This window comes from Capnocytophaga gingivalis, assembly GCF_002302415.1.
Lineage (GTDB): Bacteria > Bacteroidota > Bacteroidia > Flavobacteriales > Flavobacteriaceae > Capnocytophaga > Capnocytophaga gingivalis.
Map to the genome: position 1 here is coordinate 1,090,114 of NZ_CP022386.1, position 20,530 is coordinate 1,110,643.

Sequence of the window (20,530 nt, forward strand, 5' to 3'; positions counted from 1 at the left end):
ATCTTTGCCCAATTAAAATACGTTTTATGAAAAAATTACTAAGCATTGTAGCGCTCTTAGTTAGTATAGTAGCTATAGGGCAGACAAAGAAACTACATCTGAAGGGAAGCAACCTTCAGTGGGAAGCTAAAAAAGTGGTTGCTGGGGGGCATAAGGGAACTCTTGCCTTCAAGTCTGGCGAGCTTACCTATAAGAATAATGAACTCACAGGGGGTACTTTTGTAGTAGATATGAACTCTCTGGCGGTTACTGATGAGGGAATGGATGCCAAAGGAAAGGAAAAACTCATAGGGCACCTCAAGTCCGATGATTTCTTCTCTGTAAAAAAATTCCCAACCGCAACCCTTACACTAAAGCAGGTAACCCGTACCCAACAGGGCTACAAGGCTAAGGGAGACCTTACTATCAAGGGAATCACTAAGCCTGTAGAGGTGGAGCTCCTTAGAACTGCTGTAGAGGGATATGCTTCTACTTTGGTGGTGAACCGCACCGAGTTCGACATCAAGTATGGCTCTGGAAGCTTCTTCTCCAACTTGGGAGACAAGGCTATCGAGGATAATTTCACACTCTACGCCTTTGTAATTCCTGAAAACTAAACTGTAAGTTGATTTGGTGATTTTATATACAAGAATACCTTTGGCGAAGTAATTTTGCCAAAGGTATTTCATCATTCTAACCCTATTATGTGCCATGAGAAAAATTATTACAATACTATCTATAGCTGCCTTCTTGCTTTCTTTTACCGCAGAAGGACAAGTGAAAAAGAAAAAAAATAAAGCCCAGACAGTACAGACAGATAAAAAACCCTCGGGAGCTAAGAATACTTCTTCCCTAAAAGGAAAGAAAGGGAAAAAAACTTCTAAAAAAATGATTGCCCACCCTATAGATACCGAATCAAGCAGTATACAGTGGACGGGCAAGAAGATGATTGGAGCTTCCCACCAGGGAGTGCTTTCGTTCAAGTCGGGCGAATTGGTTTTCTCCAAGGAGGGCAAGCTCAAAGGGGGCAGCCTGGCGGTGGATATGTCGTCCTTAAGGGTATTAGACCTTACTGATAATCGCCGTGGCAAGCTCGAGGAACACCTCAAGTCAGGGGATTTCTTCTCTGTCAAGGAATACCCCTTAGCTACCTTGCTAATAAAACAAGTGACCGAGATAAACAACAAAAGTTATGAGATACAGGCAGATATGACCATCAAAGGCACTACCAAGCCTATAGTCTTTGTACTGATTCCAGCCATCGCACAGCGCAGCTTCCAGACGGCTCTTACTATCGATAGAACCGCCTATGGGGTGAGTTTCGCTGCTGAGAGCTTCTCGGACTACTTAGGGGACAAGGCTATCGATAAGTTCTTCTCCCTGAACGTTACTCTTATTTACTAACAACCCAGACTTTACGATGAAAAAATTATTCCTTTTAGATGCTTATGCATTGATATTCAGAGGCTATTATGCCTTTATCAAGAATCCTCGTATCAACTCCAAGGGGATGAACACCTCTGCCATTGTGGGCTTTATGAACTCCCTTTTGGAGGTCATCCGCAAGGAACAACCACACCTCTTGGCTGTTTGTTTTGACAAAGGAGGAAGCCAAGAGCGCTCAGCTCTTTTCCCTGAATACAAGGCCAACCGCGAAGAGACCCCCGAGGCCATTCGCTTTGCTATTCCCTATATCCACCAGATACTCCACGCTATGCAGATCCCTGTGATAGAAAAAGAAGGATATGAAGCAGATGACATCATAGGCACCTTGGCCAAACAAGCGGAAAAACAAGGATATACAGTGTATATGGTCACCCCTGATAAGGACTATGGGCAACTGGTAAGCCCTAATATCTTCATGTATAAGCCTGCCCGTGGGGGCAAGGATACCGAGATATGGGGGGTGGAAGAGGTCAAGGAGAATTTCCAAGTGGAAAACCCAGAGCAAGTGATAGACCTCTTAGGTATGATGGGCGATGCGGTAGATAATATCCCTGGCCTACCAGGGGTGGGAGAGAAAACAGCGCAAAAGCTCCTCAAGGAATTTGGCTCCTTAGAGAACCTCTTGGACAATACAGATAAGCTCAAGGGAAAACTCCGTGAGAATATTGAAGCAAACAAGGACAAAGGAATCCTCTCCAAGACCTTGGCTCGTATCATCTTGGATGTGCCTGTAACCTTTGATGAAAAAGACTTTGAACTCTCCTCGCCAAAAATGGCTGAGATAGAACCCCTATTCGAGGAACTGGAGTTCCGCACCATGCTCACCACCCTACAAAAGGCCTTCAATGTGGCTCCTGTATCCACCCAACCCGACTTGTTCTCCTTAGCTGGACAACCCTCCCCTATTGCAGGAACAGCAACCCCTTCACTCTTTGACTTAGCGCCTTCCAAAAAGCTCCAAACAATCAAGGATGTTCCTCATGAGTATCAACTACTAACCAGTGAAGACGAAGTAAAAGCCCTATTGCCTGAGCTACTGAAACAAAAAGAAGTATGTTTTGATACCGAAACAACCTCCCTGGACGAAATGGAAGCCCAGATCGTTGGCTTGGCATTCTCTTGGGAAGTACACAAAGGCTATTATATCCTCTTTCCGGAAGATTTCTCCCTTGCCAAAGAGTGGCTTAGCCTTTTAAAACCCTTTTTTGAAGCAGAAAACATACTCAAGATAGGTCAAAACCTCAAGTATGACCTTAAGATTTTGGCCAATTATGACATCGAGGTAAGGGGACAACTCTTTGACACCATGATCGCTCATTACCTGCTCAATCCAGATATGCGACACAATATGGATTTGCTTTCGGAAGCATACCTAAGCTATGCCCCTGTTGCTATAGAAAGCCTTATCGGCAAGAAAGGCAAGGGACAACTCTCCATGCGCTCGGTACCGGCCGAACTGCAAAAGGAATATGCTGTAGAGGATACCGATGTCACCCTACAACTCAAACATACCTTTCTCCCTCTGTTGGAAAAAGACAAAATGACCCCACTCTTCACTGAAGTAGAAGCGCCTTTGGTTCGCGTATTGGCTCAGATGGAATATGAGGGTATTGCAGTAGATACAGCTTTCCTCTCCCAGCTCTCCAAAGAAATTAACACCGATCTTATCGCCCTACAAACGGCTATCTTTCAACAAGCTGGGGAATCCTTTAACCTCTCCTCTCCCAAGCAATTGGGGGATATCCTTTTCGAGAAGCTAAAGTTACTTTCCAAACCCAAGAAGACCAAGACTGGACAATATGCTACTTCCGAGGAGGTACTATCCGAACTGGCTTCTCAGCACCCTATTGTAGCCAATGTATTGGAGTTCCGCGCCTTACAGAAACTACAGAGTACCTACACCGATGCCCTTCCCCGTGAGGTGAACCCGCGTACAGGGCGTATCCATACTACCTTCATGCAGGCAGTAACCGCTACGGGTAGGCTTAGCAGCAACCAACCCAACCTGCAAAACATTCCTATCCGCACCCCTCGTGGTAGCCAGATTCGCAAGGCCTTTGTTCCTCGCGATGAGAACTACACCCTGCTCTCGGCCGACTATTCGCAGATAGAACTGCGCATCATAGCCGCACTGAGTGAAGAAACGCATATGATAGAGGCCTTCCTCGACGGACAGGACATCCACCGCTCTACCGCTGCCAAGGTATTTGGCGTACCCTTGGAAGCCGTGACCAAGGAGCAGCGTAGCCATGCCAAAACAGTCAATTTTGGAATCATCTATGGAGTATCGGCCATAGGGCTAAGCCAGCAAACCTCGCTAAGCCGCAGCCAAAGTAAGGAACTGATTGATACCTATTACAAGACCTATCCTAAGCTCAAGACCTATATAGAACAGCAGATTTTCTTTGCTCGCGAACACGGATATGTACAGACTCTCTTAGGGCGTCGTCGCTATCTGCCAGATATCCATTCCCGAAATCAGGTAGTGAGAGGGGCTGCCGAACGCAATGCCGTAAATGCCCCTATACAAGGAAGTGCTGCCGATATTATCAAAATAGCCATGGTACGTATCGCTGAGCGTCTTGAAAAAGAGAAATTGGCTACCCGCATGCTCCTACAAGTACATGACGAATTGCTCTTTGACGTTCCTAAGAGGGAACTCGAAGTAGTAACCCCTCTTATCCGTGAGGAAATGGAACATGCATACGCTCTTTCTGTTCCCCTTATCGTGGAGATAGGAACAGGGAATAACTGGCTGGAAGCCCACTAAATAATGAGTCATGAGTCATGATGAACAGCCCCACCCTTTGCTGAGAATGTCTCTTAGGCAACTATGGGAGTTATTCCCCATCATTCTTTCCCCTTTTAACCCACTGTGGAGGGAATGGTTTGAGGAAGAAAAGTCTTTTCTCCTAAAACAATTGGCTCATGAAAAGGTGTTGAGAATTAGCCATATAGGTAGTACTGCTATTGGTGGAATATGGGCAAAACCCATTATAGATATCCTTGTAGAGATACCCCGAGAAGCTTCACTTTCACAGATCAAAGAGAAGCTTCTTGAGGCAGGCTATCTCTGTATGAATGAGACTCCAACAAGAATCACTCTCAACAAAGGGTATACTTTAGAAGGTTTTGCTGAGAAGGTATTTCACCTACATTTGCGCTATGGAGGGGATAATGATGAGTTGTATTTCCGAGATTATGTACAGGAACATCTGTTGGTGGCAAGGCAATATGAAGCGCTTAAAATCTCCCTATGGAAACCTTATGAGCATGATAGAGATGCTTATACAGCGTATAAGACGGACTTCATAAAAAAATATACACAAATAGCCAAAAAAATGTACCAAGGACGGTATGAAGTTGTTTAAAATTAGGCAAGCAAATGGCTGGTTTTACAGATATAAAGGTTTAGTGCCTTGATATAACTTGGATTAGAATGTTCCTATAAGGTTTTATCTCCAAGTCCTCAAAAAAATTTAAACACGTTTATTATGATAATTTGAAATATTATCTATTACGATTTCCTTATATTTTTTATCCATAAAAGTAGAAAGAAGAAAGACAAGCATGATAAGATATATACAATCTTATATTCTATTTTTCCTACAAATAGGATATCCTTTTCTTTATCATAATAAAAAATATCATCATTATATTCCCCTTCTTTTAATTTGCCTGGATAAGGAATTCCTTTATATACGCTGTTATTATATGTAACATCACAGGTAGATGATGATTTTGCAAACCTATAAATATTAAGAATATATACTTTAACGGGATCGTTATATTTTATGAAATCCTCTTTATTTTTTATATCAACATAAGCACTCACTGTAAATACCAATACGGCAAGAAAGAATATAAAATATATATAGTGATTCCAAGAATAAAATTTCTTTAATGCTTTCATTTTCTATCGAAATGGTTTCAATTAACTTTTGTCTGAATAGTTTTTTATGGTAATTTGAAAGATATTTAATATGATAAGAGTCTTTTTACCCACGTTTCATTCATATGGGTCATTATCTCATTATAATTTTCATTTTTAGGTGATACAATTTCAAAATTCAAAAACCAATTTTCTAAACCATCAACATACTCGTAAATATGCAGTATATCATCATTTGAAAATCTAATGAAATAAGCTATAGCCTCATCTTCTTTTATTTCTTTTATATAAACATCATCCTTTTCTAACTCAGGATACTCCAACTTTGTCCATTTAGATGTTATTAGGTTTAATGTTTCATTCTTTTTTATTTGAAATTTACAAGAATCAAAGTATAAATATTCAGTATCTTCAAACTCCAATATCATTTTAAGCCCATAATGACCTTCTTCTACTAAATAATAAATACCTTTTACTTTTTTCAATTCGTTCAAAACCATAATGTTTTATTTTTTTCTTCTCAGTACAAGCTCTCAATGTGCGTTGGCAGGGAAAAATTAGTTATTAATAGTTATCTTTCTGGCAAAAATATATTTTAAACTAAACCTCAATAAAAGATACCCCATACTAATAGAAAAAAGTATAAGCAAGGTTCTGTAGGGCCTATAATTCCCAATATATAAAATATAAAGGATAAGGAATAAATGAGGGATAAGCATCAGTTGCCTTTTAGCAAAAAATAAAAGGGTACAACCCACTAAAGTTACAGGGAAATAATACAGAAATACAAAATGAATAATTATTCCAAAAGATAAATCTCTTTTAAAAGAATAGTATTTTTTATAAAAATCAACACCCCAATTGTGTAGTAAAACAGCCAATAGCCAAGCTACAAAAATAACTAATATACAAAGTATTACTTTCTTTACCATATGATGTTTATATTTGAGTCTCTTTCTTTAGAAAAACTAACAAATCATTTTTAAATCTCTTCTTATCAAAGTCTTTGACTTTTTTAGGGAGTTTATCCAAATTTTCTAAACTCTCTATGATTTTGTTTTCCAATATCTTTTTACTTTCTTCATCTGATACTGAAATAAATTCTTCATATTCATCCGCATTGAAATTAAATTCATTGATAAAAAGCTTGTGCATTCTCAGCTCTTCTCCTGTAAACCTATTTTTAGTGGTTTTATCATCTATATAAATAGGTTTTTTAGGCTTATTAAATTTTTCAAATCCTTCGGGTGGTAAAATGCAAATACACCCTATAATATAATCTTTTATATCTTCCCCATAATTTTTATCTTGAAAATATTCTTTTAAAGCCTCTGATAAGGCAATGATTAAATGAGATTTATGCTCTGCTTTTTTGTCTATTGTAATTGATATTCCAAATTTCATATTGAAGTAGTTTAAACTTTTCAAATAAAGTAAAAGTTCCCGAAAATTAGTAATTTTGTGTTTGAGACAGTTCAGTAACTTTGGGCAAAGATACAATAAATCATTGGATTATTCCTAAGAAATATTTTGTTATATCATTTCTTATTTGTATTTTTGCGAAAAATATGCAAAAACAGAATTATGATAGTATTGCAAGATTTTAGTTTCGGAAACTTCCGATCTTTCAAAGAAATACAGACTCTAAGTCTTTCCAAAGCACCTCTGACTTCCACCAAGGATATTGCCTTGGAATCTACACATACTTTCAAGTACAAAGACAATGCTTTCCTAAAGACAAAAGCTATCTATGGAGCAAATGCTAGTGGGAAAAGTAATGTTATAAAGGCTTTGCATGCTTTTATAAAAATAGTATCTGATTCTGTAAAAGACAACAAGGTACTTTTACTGATGGATTCTTTTATAAGTATTGAAACCATATATCAGGCTGCTTTCTTTCAGATGATTTTCTATATAGATGAAGTAAAATATCGCTATGGGTTTGAAGTCCAAACAGGGAGAATTACCTCCGAATGGCTCTATGGAAAAAAGGGAAAACGAGAATTGTGTTATTTTATCCGTGAGGGTAATACAATTACAGAGATAGACAAAACAAACTTTGCCGAAGGGGTTATCTATATGAACCTCACCCAACAAGGGGGCGATACAGGGGAAATGCTTTTATCTACCAATTTATTTCTTACAGTCTTGGCTTCCTTTGGCTTTGGAAAGATATCCAAGCATATCACTAATAATCTAAGTAGTATTAATATCATCAGTGGACTGAGCAACCCTGCAATGATGAGTTATGCAAAAGAAGCTTTAGAAGATAACACTAAAAAAGAGTTTATTATTAGTATGCTAAAAAAAGGAGATACCTCCATCGATGACTTAGAGTTGAGAGAACCTGAAAAATCTGTTGATTTAGAAAAACAGAAAAAAACACAACTACTTGTTTCTAAAAGAAAATATATGGGAGGTTTAGCCCATGGGGTTTTTTCTTTTGAAAAATACGAATCGGAGGGTACACGTAAGCTTTTTGAATTAAGTCCTTACATTTATGAAGCTCTCAAAGAAGGGCGTCCTCTGGTGATTGATGAGTTCGATGCTCGCTTCCACCCTCTGTTAACTAAGCGTATTGTACAATTATTCAATTCGGAAGAGAACAAACAAACACAGTTCATTTTCGTTACTCATGATACTTCTTTGCTATCTAATAACCTTCTAAGACGCGATCAGATTGAGTTTGTCGAAAAGGATGAAGAAGGCGCCAGTCATCTCTACAGCTTAGCCGAGATCAATGGGGTACGTGCAGAAGCCTCTTTTGAAAAGGATTATATCCATGGTAAATATGGGGCAATTCCTTGGGTAGAGGATTTTTCAGAATTAGTAACCAATTCATAAGTGATATGGGGAAGAAAACCAAAGCTATAAAGGTTACTGATCAAGGAAAACCTTGGGAAAAGCGTAAAAATAGCTACCAATATGAAGCTATTAGAAAAGCTAATAAAACCATATTGATCGTCTGTGAAGGGCAGACTGAAGAATGGTACTTTAGCAAATTTCCTGTTATTTCCCTACTTGTAAGATGTGTCAACCTACAAGGGCAATCCAAGATGAATTTAGTACAAGCCACTCAGGAGATTGTAAAAAATGAGGATTTCACCTTTGACGAAGTGTGGTGTGTATTTGATATGGATGTACAAAATAGTGATAAAGACTTTGCTAACTTTGATAATTCTATAGATAGAGCCAAATCCTTGGGTTACAATGTAGCTTATTCTAATGATTGTTTTGAACTATGGCTTTTATTACATTACAAGGATATACAAAGCACTCAAAATAGAGAATATTACTATGAACAGTTGGGAAAATACTTTAAGATGAATTATGTAAAAGAAGGCAAGAGACTTGATTTCTGTAAGAGGCTCTATACACTACTGCAAGAAGATAATAATTCTTCTGAATTACAGGCTATTGCTCGTGCTGAGAAGTTACATCTTAGACAAAAAGACCTCCCCTATCACCAACAAAAACCCGTGACCCTAGTATACCAATTGGTACAATTGCTCAAAGAATACAAAAGAGTATAACAGAACTACCTCTTTTCCGATTCAATAAAAAAATAGTATCTTTGCAAAAAAATAGAAGATTATGAGTACTTTTAATAAAACTCTTTCCTTATTACAAGACCTTATAAAACAAAGTGGGGGCAAACCGATTCATTTTGGCAATGAAACCTATTGTTTTTCTCGACAAAGTGAGGTTACTCCTGAACAACTTACGCTTTTTGAACAACAATATAATGTGCAACTGCCCGAGGACTTCAAAAACTTTCTTCTTACCTTGGGTGCTTGTACCCTTTTCGAGGATGAAAGAGGTTTTTCGTATCAGTTCTATCACCCTGAACAATGGGAAAGCTATGCTAAAGAGGTCTTTGAGGGGACAGGGGTCTATTTATTCCCTCATATCCTTTTAGTCTGCTATCCCACTGTAGGCCATCAGGCAGGGTTTGTATTGGGCGAAAAAGATCAGTTTGGAATTTTCTACTCCGATATCCCTCCTGAGTATTGGGAAGAAGATACCGAATTAGTCCCTTTCTCCCAGTGGCTTGAAGAAGAAATAGAAATGTGCAAAGGATAATGAAAATCATTCTTAAAACTTTAAAATACCTCGCCTACAGCATATTAGGCTTGGTAGCCTTCCTTTTACTCTACCTGCTCTCGGCAGTGATACTCTCCCGTATTGAGGTCAATGCCAAAGAAGTTAGCACAGAAGAAGAGACCATTTGGGTACTCTCCAATGGAGCCCATACGGATATTATCATGCCTGTGAAGAATGACCTTTTCGATTGGCAGAATATTGTCAGCCAGCAAGATACACGATGGAAAGGACAAAGTCCCTATATTGCTTTAGGGTGGGGGTGTAGGAAGTTTTACTTAGAAACACCCACTTGGGCTGACCTGAAATTTACTACAGCCTTTCAAGCGGTTACAGGACAAGGGGGCACTCTCATGCATGCTACCTTCTATGAGGAGATTCCCTCCTCTGATATGATAGCTGCACTCTCTGTCAGCCAAGCCCAATATAAGAAGTTGGCGGAGCACATCTCACAAACCTTTGTCCTGAAAGAAGGTAAGGCGCTCCTTGTTCCCACCGATGCCGTGTATGGGGATACCGATGCTTTCTATGAAGCTAAGGGACACTATCAGCTGTTTTTCACCTGCAATAGTTGGACAAATAAAATGCTTAAAAACAGTGGTATACGCGCTTGTGTATGGACACCTTTTGCCTTTGATATTATGCGGAATTACCAAGAAAAAAATTAACAGATTAATCATCATTCATTAATCATTAATTTTGTACCTTTGCCCTTTAGTAGCATTTAGATTTTTATTCCTGTGAACATATCTTATTTCAAGCAATCTTTCTTTATATTGCTTTTAGCAGCCCTTCTTTTTGTAGGGCTAAAACCTTATTTACCTACTCGTATCTTCCCTGAAGGGAATGCCTCTTCTACCAATGTGGTTGTGGATAGTCTGATGCTGGAGGCTCTCTCGGGCAAGGATATTGAGGAGGTACTGAATGAGAACAAAGATACACTCGCTCATGGAAAAGCCCCCAAGCACAGGACCTCTGACTCCCTCAAGGGGCAAACTCCCCAACAGTATCTACAGCCTTTCTTTGAGAAACTGCAACACTTAGAAACTACAGGGCAAGGGCATGTGCGCATTGGGTATTTCGGTGACTCTATGACCGATGGGGACTTTATCGTACAGGACTTACGTGCACTCTTCCAAGGAGCTTTTGGAGGTAATGGAGTAGGTTTCTTACCCATCACCTCGGAGTCTGCCGCCTCACGAGGAAGTGTACATCACACCTATTCGAACAATTGGAAGCGAGAATCTTATGTCAATGTAAAGCGTCCAACCCGTCCCTTTGGAGTTGCCGGACAGGTCTTCTTTGTAAAAAGCCCAGCCCTTACTTGGGTCTCCTACAAGGCCTCTGCTCAGCCTCATATCAACCAAATGTACTCTCCTACCCTTTTCTTCGGACAATCAGGGAATACGGAAGCATATGTGGAGATTCGCCACGAAGGAGATACCACCCGTATCGTAAAGCCACTGAACGCCTCCAAACGACTCAACAGCCTCACCTTAGCCAAAGGAAATGTAAAAGGAGTACGTGTGAACTTCTTCAAAGCGGATTCTATCCCTATCTATGGTATCAACTCTGCCAGCGATGGAGGGGTACATGTAGACAATTTCTCCAGTAGAGGGAATTCAGGTTTGCCTCTTTCCCTATTCAATACTGCACTGATGCAGGACTTTGATACCGCCTTGGGCAATTATGACCTTATCGTATTGCATTTTGGAGCTAACGTACTGAACTACGGTACTTTGGACTACCGATGGTATGAAAAAGGTATGACCAAAGTGATCAACCAATTGCGTACTTGCTTCCCCAAGGCATCCTTCCTAATCATCTCCACTGCCGACAAATCATCCAAGTATGGCATGGAAATGAAAACAGACAATGCTGTAGTACCTCTTTCCTTAGCACAAGAGTCCTATGCAAAGCAGACACATGCTGGATTTATCAACCTATACAAGCTCATGGGTGGCGAAGGCTCCATGCTCAAGTGGGTAGGGGCTACTCCTCCCTTGGCAGGAAAGGACTATACTCACTTCAATGCTCGTGGTTCCAAGAAGGTAGCCCAGCTATTGTACAAAGAACTGATGCGAAAATACTTATCCTTCAAGCATCCTAAATCCTCAACCGAGAAGATAGATGAGCTCATGCAGACCTCCAAGGATTCTCTCCTACACAAGGATTCCATACTGGACTTTTTGGATCCTAAGAAGAAACCTTAACCACTCTTCTCTACAGACTGAAAAACAATCTGTTTATACTAAAAAATAATAAGAACTTTAGCCAATCCTATAACATTTTTCTATCAGGATAATTCTCTAAAAAATCTATTCCTAAAACAGAGAAAAATTCATATTATTATTTTGGTATTCAAATAATTTGCTGTAAATTTGTAACGCCTAACGAAAGAAATGACAACAACCGGAAAGATAGAACTAATGGCTCCTGCAGGTAGCTTTGAATCCCTGCAAGCTGCCTTGGACAATGGGGCTGATTCTGTATACTTTGGAGTAGAACAGCTCAATATGAGAGCTCGCTCGAGTATCAACTTTACTTTGGACGACTTGGACGAGATTGCGCGCCGCTGTAAGGAAAAGAATGTTCGCACTTATCTGACACTCAATACCATCATCTATGACCATGATCTCTCCATCATAAAGACTTTATTGGACAGAGCCAAGCAGGCTCATATCACAGCAGTCATTGCGATGGATCAGGCTGTAATCGCTTACGCAAGGCAAATAGGGATGGAGGTACATATCTCGACCCAGATCAATATTACCAATATAGAAACCGTGAAGTTCTATGCGCTTTTTGCTGATACTATGGTGATGAGCCGTGAGCTTTCCTTGCGACAGATCAAGAAAATATGTGAACAAATAGAGAGAGAACAGGTCAAAGGCCCTTCAGGGAACTTGGTAGAGGTAGAGATTTTTGGACATGGTGCCTTGTGTATGGCTGTCTCTGGAAAGTGTTATTTGAGCTTACATTCTCACAACTCCTCCGCCAATAGAGGAGCTTGCAAGCAGAATTGCCGCAAGAAATATACAGTAATAGACCAAGAAAGTGGATTCGAGATAGAATTGGACAACGAGTATATGATGTCCCCCAAGGACTTATGTACCTTGGATTTCTTAGACCAGGTGATTGATACAGGAGCTAAAGTACTCAAGATAGAAGGGAGAGGTCGCGCCCCTGAGTATGTAGCGACCGTAATTCGCACCTATAGAGAGGCTATAGACGCTTATTATGAGGGCACTTACACCAAGGAAAAAGTAGAGAAATGGATGGAAGCGCTTGCCACTGTATACAATCGTGGTTTCTGGGGTGGGTATTATCTAGGACAGAAATTAGGAGAATGGAGCGGTGTTCCTGGCTCTCAGGCTACTCAGAAGAAAGTGTATATAGGCAAGGCCATGCACTTTTTCCCGAAAACGAATATTTCTGAGTTCAAAATCGAGGCTTTTGACATCAAGCGAGGGGATAAGCTCCTTATCACAGGCCCCACCACAGGGGTACAGGAACTCATCTTGGAGGATATGTATGTCAATGACCAACTCTCTGAGAGTGCCAAGAAAGGAGATTCTTGTACCTTCCGTACCGAATTCCGCACCCGCCCCTCTGACAAGCTATATAAGATAGTTAGTAATCAGTGAGCGGAGAACAGTGAACAGTGATCTTAGAGATAGTAACAAATCAATAAATTAGCGAATGTCAGATGAATACTCTAACAAACTAACAGATGATATTGTAAAGTATGGTTTTGAGGTAATAATGGTTCCACAAACCAATTACTTGCCATCTTTTGCCTATACTGTAGGTCTATGGAAAAGCTACAAGCATCCTGAACTTATTTCCTTAGGATTGCCTATAGATACACTCCATACTATGCTCAATACTGTAGCCTTTGAAGTAATAAAAAAAGAAAAACTGATAGAAATAGGTAGGAATTATCATGATATATTAGAAAAATATCCTGTACAATTCTTAACAGTGGATAAGCGTAATATCCCTGATTATTTTGGCCAGGCAATTAGTTATTACCAAACAGTCGATTTTCCTGCTTTGCAACTGATATGGCCTGATGACAAAGGAATATTCCCATATGAATCAGATTTCAGAGAAGATCTTATCTACTTACAACCGCTCTTAGATAGGAATGCTGATTTCAAATTCAGAGAAGACAAACTCTGTCCTGTATTCACAACATCAGCTTGGTTAGAAAATCAGCAACCTATTGTAGATGTGATACATGATAAAGAGGGCCATTGGTTTTTTCTTCCTTTGGGAGAACCTGATTGGAAATTAGTGTCCTTGGAAGAACTAATAAAAGTTGATCCTACTCTCAATGATGTTTTTGATCTTGATTATGGGGAGTGTGCCAATAGAGAGTTTGTAGGAGGAAGATGGAAAAGAGATATTTATGAGGAATAGTTACCATAATTAATATACTGATTTTTATACTATATTTATTCTTAGCCTCTAAACTTATTCGATTATAGCAGAATTAAGTTATGGAAATTGTTTTAAATACCTAACAATGAGTATAGTATCCGCTTTTACTTATTACGTAAATTTAAATATTATGAACAAATTACATTTTTATTTTTTTTCAAAGACACTCCTCTTCGCTGGGCTTTTGCTCTTTTCTTGCTCTAAGAAAGACAATGGGCAGGAAGCGCCTAAAACCCCCACAGAGACAAAAGCAGTCCCTCCTAAGCCTTATCCTGCTCCTGCACCTATAATCAATTCCTTTGGGACGTATTACGGGCAGCGACAGAGCCTTTTTGAGCTACTGCCTATCTCCTCCGATGATATTGTCTTCTTAGGCAATAGTATCACCGATGGAGCTGAATGGGGAGAACTCTTTGCCGATATACATGTGAAAAACAGAGGCATCAGTGGGGATATCACTGATGGGGTATTGGCACGCTTGGGGAATATCCTCAGGGGAAAACCTAAGAAGATTTTCTTGATGATAGGTACCAATGATCTGGCATTGAATATTCCTGTACAGACCGTAGAGGGAAAAATTAAAAATATTATCCAAAAGATAAAAACTGATAGTCCTAGCACTAAGCTATATATACAGAGTGTATTGCCTACCAATCATTCCTTTGGGCTTTTCTCAGGACATATGAAACACACTTCTATTGCAGCACTGAATGAGAAGATAAAGGTACTCTGTCAGGAAAATGGGCTCACCTATATTGATCTGTATAAGGAACTGGTTACCTCAGGTTCACAACTATTAGACCCAGCTTATACCAATGATGGGCTTCACTTGGTAGGAGCAACATATTTCAAATGGCGTGATTTTGTTTTACCTTTTGTAAAAGAATAAGATAGAAATACATACTAAAAGAATAAATACTATACTATATGAAGAGATTTTTTAAAATGGCCTTGTTCTTAGGGGTATCAGCCCTCTATGGACAGCAAGGCGGGATGTGGATTCCTTCACTATTGGAAGGAATGAACGCTAAGGAGATGAAGACCTTGGGCATGAAAATGACTGTGGCCGACATCTACAGTGTAAACAAATCAAGTCTCAAGGATGCAGCACCTCACTTCAATGGAGGATGCTCCTCAGAGGTAATCTCTGACAAGGGATTATTACTTACCAACCACCACTGCGGTTATGGACAGATCCAAGCACACTCTACGCTGCAGAATGACTACCTTGCCAATGGATTCTGGGCAAAAAGTCTGGCTGAGGAACTTCCTAACAAGAACCTAAAAGTTACCTTTATGGTGCGTATCGACGATGTCACCAAGCAGGTACTCAAAGGTACAGAAAGCATCACTGACGAGACTGAAAAAGCCAAACTCATCGAGAAAAATATTGCTGAGGTCATCAAAACAGCTCCGAAAGAGGCTTGGCAGGAAAATAGTGTAAAGGCTTTCTATGATGGAAACCAATACATTCTCTTTGTCACAGAGACCTTCAAGGATGTACGCTTGGTAGGAGCTCCCCCCTCCTCTATCGGTAAGTTCGGTTCCGATACAGACAACTGGGTATGGCCTCGCCACACTGGGGATTTCTCCCTATTCCGTATCTATGCTGACAAAAACAATCGCCCTGCGGAATACTCCAAGGATAATGTCCCTTACAAGCCTAAACACTTCTTCCCTATCTCTCTCAAGGGAGTAAAAGAAGGAGACTTTGTTTTGGTCTTCGGTTACCCAGGAACTACTCAAGAATATTTGCCTTCAGCTGCTGTGGCTCAGATACAGAATGTGGTGAACCCTGCCAGAGTAGGTATACGCGATGTAGTACTCAAGGTACAGGATAGCTATATGCGCAAAAACCAAGCTATCAAAATAAAATATGCTGCCAAGTATGCGCGTATCGCTAATTACTGGAAAAAATGGACTGGAGAAACCAAAGGACTTATAAAATCCGATGCTGTAGCTCTCAAGCAACAACAGGAAGCCAAATTCCAACAAGCAATCCAAAAAGCAAACAAACAAGCTCAGTATGGCAACCTCCTTTCTGACTTCAACCGTTTGTACAAGGAAATAGAACCTTATACCCTTGCGGCCAACCTCAACTCTGAGTTTATCTACCGCAATGTGGACTTACTCTCCAATGGTTATCGTTTGCTCCAATTACAAAAAGTACTAGAAGACAAGGGAGAACAAGCTTTCAATGATAGGAAGAAAAACCTTCTGAATACCTTCAAGGATGTGTTCAAAGACAATGACAAACAAGTAGATAAGGATGTCTTCGAAAAAGCAGTCATCTTCTATGCTGCTAATATGCCTAAGAACTTGCTTGCCAACTCTTTGAAGAACTTTGATGCTAAAGCATTGGCTGACAATCTTTATGGTAATTCCTTCCTAACCTCCCTCTCTGGTGTAGAGAGCGTTCTGAATCTTTCTGCAGCTCAATTCAATGAAAAGATGAAAAGTGACGTAGGAATACAGTTTGTTCGCGAACTTAAGGATATGAATGATACTCAGGTATTCCCTGTATATGATCGTCTCAATACACAGATACATGCCTTACAACGCACCTACATGAAAGCCATCTTGGAATTTTCAAAACCATCAGATAGAATCTTCCCTGATGCCAATGGTACCCTACGTGTAACCTATGGAAAGGTAGCAGGCTTCTCTCCTGCCGATGCGGTTACCTATAGTGCACACACTACCTTGGACGGAGTGATGGAAAAATATGTTCCTGGGGATTACGAATTTGACGTACCACAGCACTTGCGTGACCTACAAGCGAAGAAGGATTTCGGTCGCTATGGAGATAAGAATGGCAAGATGCCTCTATGCTTCCTTTCTACCTGCCACACTACAGGAGGTAACTCTGGAAGCCCTGCCATCGATGCCAACGGAAACCTTATCGGACTTAACTTTGACCGTGTGTGGGAAGGTACTATGAGTGACATTCACTATGATCCTAAGCTATGCCGCAATATCATGGTGGACATTCGCTATGTGCTTTTTGTTATCGACAAATATGCCGGTGCAGGTCACTTAGTCAATGAAATGAAACTCGTTAAGTAAGATTTTTTCATATTATTTTGGTTTTTAAATTTGCTTCGCCCTGAAAAACACTTCTCTCGATGACTAAGAAGCGTTTTTCGGGGCGAAGTTTTTACTCAAATCTGTCTCTTATGTTTAGTTTTGTATTTATTTTCGTCTTTCTTTTAGCCATTTTAGCTATACTTTTTTTTATTGGGATCTACTTACATAAGCAAAATGTCCCCCTTTGGCAGTATCCCATAGCTTTTATCTATGTGTTATGGCTTTTATTGTTCCTTTTTTTAAGTTCTTTCTTTGGAGCTGAATATACTACCGCTATAGACCCTGCAGATGGAGAGAGCTACACCTTTATTTCGGTGCAGTATTGGCCTACCTTTCTTACCTATTTTCTTCTGTATCATATAGCACTTGGGACACTTTGGGTACGCCGAGCAAAACTACCTCCACTTCCTTTGGTGCTTTGTTTGTGCTTCTTATATATAGGGATTGCCGTGAATATTGGTATCGCCAGCCAAGTATCCTCTGGAGAAAATGGTGATTTTATCCTTGCTTCCTTTCCTATATTTAGTTCTTTTATAGCCATATTGGTTATAGGCCGTACACTTATGGCCGTTCGAGAAGAGCTTTCCACAAAGACCTTTAGGATTCGGTGGCTCAATAAGCTCAATACATTGCTTTCTTCACGCTTTACAGTCCTTACTTGGTCTGTTATCTTGGTCTTCCCTATCTTTGCATTTATTACGCTCTTACTGATGCTCTTTGGTCAGGACTATGATTCGGTAGCCAAAGGCTTTACGGAGACGACCACTTGGGCATTTTCGCAGAAGGAGCACCCTCCTTATTTAGAACACACAGGGCACTACCTATGTACAGTGGCCGCCTGTGGCTCGCCACGCTTAGTGAAGCCCTTGCGTTGGGGCAAGCGAGGAGGCAGGCCTATCATCGTCAATCGTCAGTTACAGATAGCCAATGCCTTTGAGGAGCTTGTCGCCGACTTCTCCCCTGCGCTACACCGCTTCTTGCGTACCAATTATGACAAATACGGATATGACCTTTCCCAGAAGATCAACACCCCCTTTGCTTCCAATCTCACTTATTTGCTAATGAAGCCCTTGGAATGGTTCTTTTTGCTTTGCTTATATACCTTCTGCCTGCACCCTGAGAAGAAAATAGAAAAACAGTATAGGAGCAGTGAGCAGTGATCTTTTGTCTTTACTTTCTACTTTATAAAACTTGCAATGCCTTCTACAAGTTCGGTGGGGACAGGAAGATCAGGATTTAGATAAGATTGCTGGTTTTCTTCCATTGTTTTTACCTTTTTGAGTACATGGTTCATACCCTCTATAAGAAGAAGTTGTGCCTTGGGTTGGGCTTCTTTGAGAAGTTGTGCTTGCTTGCTTTCCACTTGCAAATCATTGGTACCCTGAACAATAAGAATAGGTATTGATAGTTTTGCTATCTCTTGAGTAGGTTCATATTTGAACCAAGAGATAAGGTAGGGTTGGACACTTTTTCTAAATACAGGTGCCAAATAAGAGGAGAGATTCTCTACGAGTTCGCCTTTTCTTAACTGATTGATCACTTTTTGACTTTCCTCCTTGAGTTGTGGAGCATTCTTTGCTATTTGTTCTTCTATAAGGGTAGCACTGCTACTGCCTGCACCTGAAAGAGAAACAAACTTGGAGATGACTCCCTTTTGTGCAACAAGAAGACCTATCAAAGCCCCTTCAGAATGACCAACAAGAGTGATATTTTTATATTTCTTCTTAAAATAATCCACTACTAAAAGAGCATCCTTCACCTCGTCTTCGAAAGTCATTTTCTCTTCCTGTGCAGTTCCATTTTTTATCTGTGCAATAACACGCTTGTCATAACGAAAAGTTGCAATACCCTTCTGAGCCAATCCTTCTGCAAGATATTTCAGAGAATTATTCTTGAATTGTACTTGATTCCCATCGCGGTCAGTGGGTCCAGAACCTGCTATCAGTATCGCCAAGGGAGGCTGTGCACTTCCTTTAGGAGAGAGTAAAGTACCCTGCACTTCAGCGTCTATAACGACCTGCTGACTATCGTAATTCCCTTCTTGAGCAAAAGCTCCAAAACAAATAAAAAATAAAAAGATAAAAGATTTCATGATAAAAACAGTTTAGGGTTATACCCTACAAAGTTACAAAAAAATTTCATTCTTCACTTTTATTCTTCATTTTTTACTCTTCACCACATACCCAAGCTCATTCACTTGGCTACTCTCTTCATTCTTCATTCTTCATTCTTCACTCTCTTCACTCCCTTAAGGAAGAAGACTATAGTACACAAGAGCAACAGCCAGATATAATAGCTCTGGGCAATCATACTGCTATAATTCACATCGACCCCTAAGAGCTTGATAAGCAGTAGTACTTGTGCTCCATAGGGAATAATCCCCTGTACAACACAAGAGGAAATATCAAGAATCGAAGCTGTCTGTATAGGAGAGATTTTATATTCTTCACTGATTTTCTTTGCCACAGGCGCACTGATGACAATAGCCACTGTATTATTGGCCACAGCCGCATCTATCAGAGCGACTAAGAAACCTATCCCTGTAGCTGCACGTCCTTTGTTCGTAATGAACTTTCCTATTTTCTGGGTAAGGAAAGAAATCCCCCCTTCCCTTTCTATAAGATATGCCAACCCTCCGGTGAAGAGGAATACCAAGAAAATATCATTCATAGAAGCAAATCCCTCGAAAATAGTCTTGCTATAGCTCAAGAGGTTAAAAGTACCATACCAAAAGCCTAAAATCCCTGAAAGCACTGTACCTATCAGGAAGGTTACATATACATTGAGCCCAGCCACTGCCAAGATAATAACAGCGATATATGGTAGTAAGTTCATCCATTGTATAGATACCTCCTCTTGGCTGAGTGAATGTCCACTGGGATGAAGTAACACCCCTACAACAATAAGTATCAATACTGTAAGCACAGAAGCAGGCAAGGCAATCTTCCCATTCATACGGAACTTATCCTTCATCTCACACCCCTGCGACTGAGTAGCTGCAATGGTCGTATCGGAGATAAAAGAGAGATTATCCCCGAACATAGCCCCTCCCAAGAGCGCTCCTGCGATAAGCTCTACATTGACATTGGGTAGAGAGACAAAGCCCGCCGCTATAGGTGCTAAGCTCACGATAGCCCCTACTGAAGTACCTGAGGCAAAAGAAAGGAAAGAGGCGATAACAAAAACCCCTGCATATAAGTATTGTAAGGAGAGATAATTCTTGGTGATTTGTACAAAAGTATCTGTAGCGCCTATCTGCTTAGTTACCACACTGAAAGCTCCTGAGAATAAAGCGATTAAGCACATCATCAAGATACTGGGATTCCCTGCTCCCTTGATAAAAGCAGCTACATTCCCCCCTATCCCATTGCGACGGAAGATAAAAAAGGCAGCTATAATCCCTATCAATACTGCAATAGGAGCTGGAAACTCATAAAAACTCCCATACTGAATACCGCTCCATAAGAAAACGGCTACAAAAATAATCAAAGGCAAAAGCGCTATGGCACTTGCTTTTTTTGTTTCTGAAGACATTCTAAAAATATTTTACGAAATAAAGCGCAAAGATAGAAAAATTTT

At 40.2% G+C, this 20,530-nt stretch carries 19 protein-coding genes; 14 read left to right on the forward strand and 5 right to left on the reverse strand.

Translation table 11 applies throughout. From position 1 onward, the window contains the following. Positions 1-26 precede the first annotated feature (26 nt). From CGC50_RS05035 to CGC50_RS05050, 4 genes are all read left to right on the forward strand, one after another. Positions 27-596 (forward strand): YceI family protein, encoded by a 570-nt coding sequence (locus CGC50_RS05035; protein ID WP_095909941.1) that lies wholly within the window; start codon positions 27-29, stop codon positions 594-596. 94 nt (positions 597-690) lie between these two features. Further along, positions 691-1,383, forward strand: coding sequence for a YceI family protein (locus tag CGC50_RS05040; RefSeq protein WP_002669271.1), 693 nt, complete (start codon positions 691-693; stop codon positions 1,381-1,383). A 16-nt stretch (positions 1,384-1,399) separates the two neighbouring features. Further along, positions 1,400-4,195, forward strand: coding sequence for a DNA polymerase I (polA, locus tag CGC50_RS05045; RefSeq protein ID WP_095909942.1), 2,796 nt, complete (start codon positions 1,400-1,402; stop codon positions 4,193-4,195). Between the two features lie 10 nt (positions 4,196-4,205). Next, positions 4,206-4,796 (forward strand): GrpB family protein, encoded by a 591-nt coding sequence (locus CGC50_RS05050; protein WP_095909943.1) that lies wholly within the window; start codon positions 4,206-4,208, stop codon positions 4,794-4,796. Between the two features lie 146 nt (positions 4,797-4,942). Here the strand turns inward: CGC50_RS05050 and CGC50_RS05055 are convergent, their stop codons facing one another. From CGC50_RS05055 to CGC50_RS05070, 3 genes are all read right to left on the reverse strand, one after another. After that, entirely contained in the window at positions 4,943-5,338 is a 396-nt protein-coding gene (locus tag CGC50_RS05055; RefSeq protein WP_095909944.1) for a hypothetical protein, read from the reverse strand. A gap of 65 nt (positions 5,339-5,403) precedes the next feature. Then, positions 5,404-5,817: a hypothetical protein gene (locus CGC50_RS05060; protein WP_095909945.1), complete on the reverse strand. Its 414-nt coding sequence runs from the start codon at positions 5,815-5,817 to the stop codon at positions 5,404-5,406. Between the two features lie 439 nt (positions 5,818-6,256). After that, on the reverse strand, positions 6,257-6,721 hold the full coding sequence (locus CGC50_RS05070; RefSeq protein ID WP_095909947.1) for a hypothetical protein: 465 nt from the start codon (positions 6,719-6,721) through the stop codon (positions 6,257-6,259). A 180-nt stretch (positions 6,722-6,901) separates the two neighbouring features. On the opposite strand from CGC50_RS05070, the gene CGC50_RS05075 reads away from it, so the two are divergent. From CGC50_RS05075 to CGC50_RS05120, 10 genes are all read left to right on the forward strand, one after another. Then, complete coding sequence (locus tag CGC50_RS05075; RefSeq protein WP_095909948.1) at positions 6,902-8,161, forward strand: AAA family ATPase; 1,260 nt, start codon at positions 6,902-6,904, stop codon at positions 8,159-8,161. A gap of 5 nt (positions 8,162-8,166) precedes the next feature. Next, a complete protein-coding gene (locus CGC50_RS05080) occupies positions 8,167-8,850 on the forward strand; it encodes an RloB family protein (protein WP_095909949.1) in 684 nt (227 codons plus the stop codon). A gap of 61 nt (positions 8,851-8,911) precedes the next feature. Beyond that, positions 8,912-9,400 carry an SMI1/KNR4 family protein gene (locus tag CGC50_RS05085; protein WP_002669172.1) on the forward strand — a complete coding sequence of 163 codons (489 nt, stop codon included), beginning with the start codon at positions 8,912-8,914 and terminating at the stop codon, positions 9,398-9,400. Further along, positions 9,400-10,086 carry a TIGR02117 family protein gene (locus tag CGC50_RS05090; RefSeq protein ID WP_095909950.1) on the forward strand — a complete coding sequence of 229 codons (687 nt, stop codon included), beginning with the start codon at positions 9,400-9,402 and terminating at the stop codon, positions 10,084-10,086. Before CGC50_RS05085 ends, CGC50_RS05090 begins: the two co-directional genes overlap by 1 nt. Positions 10,087-10,158: 72 nt before the next feature. After that, the gene (locus CGC50_RS05095; RefSeq protein WP_095909951.1) at positions 10,159-11,631 is read left to right on the forward strand and encodes a GDSL-type esterase/lipase family protein; all 1,473 of its coding nucleotides are present in this window, start codon (positions 10,159-10,161) and stop codon (positions 11,629-11,631) included. Between the two features lie 189 nt (positions 11,632-11,820). Next, a complete protein-coding gene (locus CGC50_RS05100; RefSeq protein ID WP_095909952.1) occupies positions 11,821-13,065 on the forward strand; it encodes a peptidase U32 family protein in 1,245 nt (414 codons plus the stop codon). Positions 13,066-13,120: 55 nt separating this feature from the next. Continuing rightward, a complete protein-coding gene (locus CGC50_RS05105; protein WP_095909953.1) occupies positions 13,121-13,843 on the forward strand; it encodes a DUF4262 domain-containing protein in 723 nt (240 codons plus the stop codon). 151 nt (positions 13,844-13,994) lie between these two features. Further along, positions 13,995-14,753 (forward strand): GDSL-type esterase/lipase family protein, encoded by a 759-nt coding sequence (locus tag CGC50_RS05110; protein WP_095909954.1) that lies wholly within the window; start codon positions 13,995-13,997, stop codon positions 14,751-14,753. A 38-nt stretch (positions 14,754-14,791) separates the two neighbouring features. Continuing rightward, a complete protein-coding gene (locus CGC50_RS05115) occupies positions 14,792-16,930 on the forward strand; it encodes a S46 family peptidase (RefSeq protein WP_095909955.1) in 2,139 nt (712 codons plus the stop codon). Positions 16,931-17,040: 110 nt separating this feature from the next. After that, the gene (locus CGC50_RS05120; protein ID WP_095909956.1) at positions 17,041-18,111 is read left to right on the forward strand and encodes a DUF6688 domain-containing protein; all 1,071 of its coding nucleotides are present in this window, start codon (positions 17,041-17,043) and stop codon (positions 18,109-18,111) included. Between the two features lie 17 nt (positions 18,112-18,128). Here the strand turns inward: CGC50_RS05120 and CGC50_RS05125 are convergent, their stop codons facing one another. Together CGC50_RS05125 and CGC50_RS05130 are read right to left on the reverse strand one after the other, a co-directional pair. Beyond that, complete coding sequence (locus CGC50_RS05125) at positions 18,129-19,043, reverse strand: alpha/beta hydrolase (RefSeq protein WP_095909957.1); 915 nt, start codon at positions 19,041-19,043, stop codon at positions 18,129-18,131. 125 nt (positions 19,044-19,168) lie between these two features. Then, a complete protein-coding gene (locus CGC50_RS05130; RefSeq protein ID WP_095909958.1) occupies positions 19,169-20,485 on the reverse strand; it encodes a Na+/H+ antiporter NhaC family protein in 1,317 nt (438 codons plus the stop codon). Positions 20,486-20,530: the final 45 nt, after the last annotated feature.

Bases quoted from the DNA above. Each gene is read 5' to 3' on its own strand.
- CGC50_RS05035 (WP_095909941.1), top strand. From the start codon at position 27: ATGAAAAAATTACTAAGCATTGTAGCGCTCTTAGTTAGTATAGTAGCT.
- CGC50_RS05040 (WP_002669271.1), top strand. From the start codon at position 691: ATGAGAAAAATTATTACAATACTATCTATAGCTGCCTTCTTGCTTTCT.
- polA (WP_095909942.1), top strand. From the start codon at position 1,400: ATGAAAAAATTATTCCTTTTAGATGCTTATGCATTGATATTCAGAGGC.
- CGC50_RS05050 (WP_095909943.1), top strand. From the start codon at position 4,206: ATGAGTCATGATGAACAGCCCCACCCTTTGCTGAGAATGTCTCTTAGG.
- CGC50_RS05055 (WP_095909944.1), bottom strand. From the start codon at position 5,338: ATGAAAGCATTAAAGAAATTTTATTCTTGGAATCACTATATATATTTT.
- CGC50_RS05060 (WP_095909945.1), bottom strand. From the start codon at position 5,817: ATGGTTTTGAACGAATTGAAAAAAGTAAAAGGTATTTATTATTTAGTA.
- CGC50_RS05070 (WP_095909947.1), bottom strand. From the start codon at position 6,721: ATGAAATTTGGAATATCAATTACAATAGACAAAAAAGCAGAGCATAAA.
- CGC50_RS05075 (WP_095909948.1), top strand. From the start codon at position 6,902: ATGATAGTATTGCAAGATTTTAGTTTCGGAAACTTCCGATCTTTCAAA.
- CGC50_RS05080 (WP_095909949.1), top strand. From the start codon at position 8,167: ATGGGGAAGAAAACCAAAGCTATAAAGGTTACTGATCAAGGAAAACCT.
- CGC50_RS05085 (WP_002669172.1), top strand. From the start codon at position 8,912: ATGAGTACTTTTAATAAAACTCTTTCCTTATTACAAGACCTTATAAAA.
- CGC50_RS05090 (WP_095909950.1), top strand. From the start codon at position 9,400: ATGAAAATCATTCTTAAAACTTTAAAATACCTCGCCTACAGCATATTA.
- CGC50_RS05100 (WP_095909952.1), top strand. From the start codon at position 11,821: ATGACAACAACCGGAAAGATAGAACTAATGGCTCCTGCAGGTAGCTTT.
- CGC50_RS05105 (WP_095909953.1), top strand. From the start codon at position 13,121: ATGTCAGATGAATACTCTAACAAACTAACAGATGATATTGTAAAGTAT.
- CGC50_RS05110 (WP_095909954.1), top strand. From the start codon at position 13,995: ATGAACAAATTACATTTTTATTTTTTTTCAAAGACACTCCTCTTCGCT.
- CGC50_RS05115 (WP_095909955.1), top strand. From the start codon at position 14,792: ATGAAGAGATTTTTTAAAATGGCCTTGTTCTTAGGGGTATCAGCCCTC.
- CGC50_RS05120 (WP_095909956.1), top strand. From the start codon at position 17,041: ATGTTTAGTTTTGTATTTATTTTCGTCTTTCTTTTAGCCATTTTAGCT.
- CGC50_RS05125 (WP_095909957.1), bottom strand. From the start codon at position 19,043: ATGAAATCTTTTATCTTTTTATTTTTTATTTGTTTTGGAGCTTTTGCT.
- CGC50_RS05130 (WP_095909958.1), bottom strand. From the start codon at position 20,485: ATGTCTTCAGAAACAAAAAAAGCAAGTGCCATAGCGCTTTTGCCTTTG.